The organism is Microbacterium sp. Bi128, assembly GCF_918698205.1.
This window is the reverse complement of sequence record NZ_CAKKMM010001297.1, coordinates 1-1,440: the sequence shown is the minus strand read 5'-3', so window position 1 is coordinate 1,440 and position 1,440 is coordinate 1. Positions and strand designations below refer to the sequence as shown.

1 protein-coding gene is annotated in these 1,440 nt (G+C 65.8%); it reads left to right on the top strand.

Going from position 1 to position 1,440, the window contains the following annotated elements; genetic code table 11:
* The first annotated feature begins 157 nt into the window (after window positions 1-157).
* Entirely contained in the window at window positions 158-1,276 is a 1,119-nt protein-coding gene (locus tag LQV45_RS32150; RefSeq protein ID WP_230011581.1) for an ABC transporter permease, read from the top strand.
* Window positions 1,277-1,440 lie beyond the last annotated feature (164 nt).

Sequence of the window (1,440 nt, the reverse complement as noted above, 5' to 3'; positions counted from 1 at the left end):
GGATCGCGCACACCGATCCCAACCCGGTCATGGGCGTCTTCATCTGCGTGGCCATCACGGCCATGGTCTTCAACCTCATCGCGGACCTCGCCTACTCCGCACTGGATCCGCGCGTAAGGGTAAAAGCATGAGCCAGCCAAGTCAGCAGGAAGTAATCATGGCCGAAGACGAAGCCTCGCGGATATCAGCCGCGGCCGGCGTTGAGCCGGTCCTTGAGGCCAAGGGTCTCAGCCAGGGCCAGATCGTCCGGAAGCGTTTCCTCGGACACTCCGGCGCCATTATCGGCCTCGTGGTGTTCGCCTTCATATTCATCCTGGCCTTCACCTCGGTGGGTTACCTGGGAATCCCCGGCTGGTGGAAGTACTCCCACACGCAAGTCTCGCCACTGGTCAACGGCGGCGCACCGACCTCTTCGCTGTGGCCGCTCGCCTGGGGCGAACATCCGTTCGGCCAGGACCGGATCGGCCGCGACCTCTTCGCCATGACCATGCGCGGCGCCCAGCAGTCCATCACCATCATGATCGTGATCGGCCTCATCGCCGGCCTGATCGTCGTCGTGGTCGGTGCCATCTCCGGGTACTTCCGCGGCTGGTCCGAGGCCATCCTGATGCGCCTGACCGACGTCATCATCATCATTCCGGCCCTGTTGCTGGCCGCCGTCATGGCCGCCCTCGCCGGCCGCCGGGACCAGGGGAGCTGGTTCGCCTCCTTCGCCAGCACCAACGGCGTCCTGGCCCTCGGAATCTTCCTTGGCCTGATCAGCTGGGTCGCCCTGGCCCGACTGATGCGCGGCGAATTCCTGTCCCTGCGCGAACGCGAGTTCGTGGATGCGGCCCGGATTTCCGGCGCCAGCAACGCCAGGATCATCTTCAAGCACATCCTGCCCAACGCCGTCGGCGTGCTGATCGTGAACGTGACCCTGACCATGTCCGCCGCGATCCTCACCGAAACGGCGCTGAGCTACCTCGGCGTCGGCGTCAAGGCCCCGGACACGTCACTGGGCCTGCTCATCTCCCAGAACCAGCAGGCCTTCGCCACACGGCCCTGGCTCTTCTGGTTCCCGGGCATGTTCATCGTGCTCATTTGCCTCAGCATCAACTTCATCGGCGACGGCCTGAGGGACGCCTTTGACCCACGGCAGAAGAAGTTCAATGCCAAGAAGGCGGCCGATCATGGGGGTGCCGCGGTGCAGGCAGGTACCGTCACCGGACTTGGCGCCTCGGCGCCTGAGGATCCCCGCAACGACGGGCCGGCTGACGGAACACGGGGCCAGTAGATGCCGGCCCCGTGCAGGACCGCTCTAACCGGCGGTAATCGCCAGGTAGCTTGCCGCCAGGAGCAGTACGACGGCGCCAATCGCCACCCAGCGGACGGTCACCGTTGCCGCGGTGCTGGCGGCGTCGCCGGCGGCGAGCTGCCCGCCTTCCACAAGGTCATGCC